The sequence below is a fragment of the Micromonospora sp. NPDC049580 genome (assembly GCF_040675595.1).
Classification (GTDB): domain Bacteria; phylum Actinomycetota; class Actinomycetes; order Mycobacteriales; family Micromonosporaceae; genus Micromonospora.
In genome coordinates, this window is the sequence record NZ_JBFAPG010000688.1 from 1 (window position 1) to 2372 (window position 2372).

The following is a 2372-nucleotide window of genomic DNA, read 5'->3' on the forward strand; positions in this document are numbered from 1 at the left end:
GGACAACAACCCGGGGGACGACGTGGACGACCGGGCGCCGTAATCGCCGCACGGCTGGACCGGAATGCCGCGCTGACGCGTACGAGCGTGGGGGCCGGCTGATGCCGGCCCCCACGTCGCGTTCGTCGTCGGGTCAGTCGTCGTCGTGCCCACCCTCGGCGGCCTGCTGCGCCGTGGCGTACGCCATCTGGAGGAAGTCGGACGCGGCCACCGCCGTCAGCGCGGTGGCCACCAGACGCGTGAGGCGGGGGGCGAGCACCAGGCCCCCGGTCAGCCCCGTGGCCACCCAGACCGCCAGGCAGAACGGGCAGCTCAGCAGCTCGCCGATGGCGTGCCGGGTGGAACTGCCCGAGTCGCGGACCTGCTCCATCACCTCACCGCTGCCGATCGGCCGGTCATAGCGGGTGAACGGCGCCCGCAGCGGGCTGGTGATCGCGTCCTTGGACAGCAGCCGGCTGAGCTTGTGCGTGGCGATGGAGAGCAACACGACGTCGGCGGGGGCGGGGCGTTCGGGCACCGGGCGGCCGGTCACCTTGACCAGGCCGGCCAGCGCCCCGGTCACCCCGGCGTAGGTGCCCATCGCCACCAGGTAGCCGCCGAGCGGCCGGTGCTCGTGCGGCGCGTACGCCCGGCGCAGCCGCGCCGCCTTCTGTCGCAGGCCAGTGTCGCTCACCGTTCTCCTCACATGTCGTCATGGTGCGAAAGCGGCCGTCGGTGACGGTGTCAGCCGGCCTGGAGGTTGTCGGCGACCTCGCGGGCGAGGTTGGTCAGCGCCTCGTCGGCCAACTGGTCCGGGTCGGCGCCCGAGCCGTCGGTCAGGTCGAGCTGGATCCGGGCGCCGCCGGAGTCAGCCGGGTCCACCCGGATCTCGGCGGCCCAGTCGGCGTCGCTCCAGCGGGCCCGCAGCTCCTCGCCCCTGATCTCGGCGGGAGGGCTCCCGTCGTTGCGCAGCGGCGCCGGCAACCAGGCCGAGGCCCGAGCCGGGTCGGTGGCCGTGTTGAAGACCACCTCGGGTGGCGCGGACATGCCGCGCACGGCTCGCGCCGGCATCAGACGTCCCGCAGGCGGCTCGGGTCGACCTCCCGGCCCGGGTGACGGGCGAGGTACTCGGTCTCCAGGTCCGCCGTGCGTCGCAGGTGGTTGGCGAGCGCGGAGTCTGCCGCGTGCCGGAGGGTGTCCAGCCGGGTGCGGTGCAGGCTGTGCATTTCGCGGATCAGATCGTCGTCGGTCAGCTCCGTCGGGTCGACGCCCAGCGCATCGCCGTCGAGGTCGGCGCCACCGGAGTCGGCGAGGTGGTCGCCGCCCCACTCGGGCACCCGCTGCTCAGGGCTCATCTCCGTGCTGCCGCTGGACCCAAAGCCGTCCTCGCGTACCGATCCGGTCATCATCGCCCCCCTGGTCTCGTTTGGGCTGGCGTCTAGACGGATGCCCACACCGGGGAACGCCAAACCATCCCGCCCGCGTGGCAGCTACGACACCGTGTCGGAGAGCGCCGCCGTTCCCGGTACCCTCGACGCCATGAGGTGGCTCTGGACCCCGGCGTGGATCGCGCGTCACGTGGCCATGGTCGTGCTGGTCGTGGGCTTCCTCGGGCTGGGCTGGTGGCAGATCAGCCGGGCCACGGCCGGCAACAACCTCAGCTGGGGGTACGCCGTCGAGTGGCCGATCTTCGCCGGCTTCGTGGTGTACGTCTGGTGGCGCGAGGTGCGGCTGGCACGCCACAACGCGGAAACAGCCGCCCAGCCACCGGCGGACCCCGCCGACCCACCGGCCGTCGAGCCGCCGCCGGCCGCGACCATCGGCTCCCGACCGGCGGTACGCCGACCGGTGCGGGTGACCCGGGTGCCGGTCAACGCAACGCCCGGCGACGACGCCGACCTGGCCGCCTACAACGACTACCTGTCATGGTTGAACGCCAATCCGGGCGCCCGGCCCGGTGACTATCCCGGCTGAGCCGGGCTCGGAAGGACGGACGAAGGTGGGCGCAGCCCTTACCCGGTACCGCGTGATCGCCTGGATCGTGGGCGTGGTGCTGATCCTGCTGGTCGTTGTCGGCATGCCACTGAAGTACGCGTTCGACAACCCGGTCGTGGTGGAGACGGTCGGCCCGGCGCACGGCTTCCTCTACATGATCTACCTGGTGGCCGCGTTCGACCTGAGCCGCCGGGCCGACTGGCCGCTGAAGCGGATGCTCCTGGTGATGCTCGCCGGCACCGTGCCGTTCGTCTCGTTCTACGCCGAGCGACGCGTCACCGCCTGGCTGGACCGGCCCGCCACCCGTACGCCGGAGCCGGTCGCCGGCTGACCGGCCCGGCGGTGGGTCTGGTCAGCGGCTGGGCCTCCACGGGTCCGCCGAGGCGAGGGGGTCGACC

The 2372-nt window shown here is 72.8% G+C and carries 5 protein-coding genes; 2 read left to right on the forward strand and 3 right to left on the reverse strand.

Annotated features, from left to right (window positions below; genetic code table 11):
* Window positions 1-133: 133 nt before the first annotated feature.
* From AB0J68_RS31015 to AB0J68_RS31025, 3 genes are read right to left on the reverse strand one after another with little or no spacing between them, the layout of a single operon-like run.
* Window positions 134-673 (reverse strand): DUF1360 domain-containing protein, encoded by a 540-nt coding sequence (locus AB0J68_RS31015; protein ID WP_354860912.1) that lies wholly within the window; start codon window positions 671-673, stop codon window positions 134-136.
* 50 nt (window positions 674-723) lie between these two features.
* Window positions 724-1050 (reverse strand): hypothetical protein, encoded by a 327-nt coding sequence (locus AB0J68_RS31020; protein ID WP_354860914.1) that lies wholly within the window; start codon window positions 1048-1050, stop codon window positions 724-726.
* Window positions 1050-1388, reverse strand: coding sequence for a DUF6158 family protein (locus AB0J68_RS31025; RefSeq protein ID WP_354860915.1), 339 nt, complete (start codon window positions 1386-1388; stop codon window positions 1050-1052). Before AB0J68_RS31025 ends, AB0J68_RS31020 begins: the two co-directional genes overlap by 1 nt.
* Before the next feature lie 130 nt (window positions 1389-1518).
* Between AB0J68_RS31025 and AB0J68_RS31030 the strand changes: the two genes are divergently transcribed.
* Together AB0J68_RS31030 and AB0J68_RS31035 are read left to right on the forward strand one after the other, a co-directional pair.
* Window positions 1519-1953, forward strand: a complete 435-nt coding sequence (locus AB0J68_RS31030; protein WP_355066102.1) for a hypothetical protein — start codon at window positions 1519-1521, stop codon at window positions 1951-1953.
* 25 nt (window positions 1954-1978) lie between these two features.
* On the forward strand, window positions 1979-2305 hold the full coding sequence (locus tag AB0J68_RS31035; protein WP_266245607.1) for a DUF3817 domain-containing protein: 327 nt from the start codon (window positions 1979-1981) through the stop codon (window positions 2303-2305).
* The last annotated feature ends 67 nt before the right edge of the window (window positions 2306-2372 follow it).

Coding starts and splice junctions, on each gene's coding strand:
- AB0J68_RS31030 (WP_355066102.1), top strand. CDS start 1,519: ATGAGGTGGCTCTGGACCCCGGCGTGGATCGCGCGTCACGTGGCCATG.
- AB0J68_RS31020 (WP_354860914.1), bottom strand. CDS start 1,050: ATGCCGGCGCGAGCCGTGCGCGGCATGTCCGCGCCACCCGAGGTGGTC.
- AB0J68_RS31025 (WP_354860915.1), bottom strand. CDS start 1,388: ATGATGACCGGATCGGTACGCGAGGACGGCTTTGGGTCCAGCGGCAGC.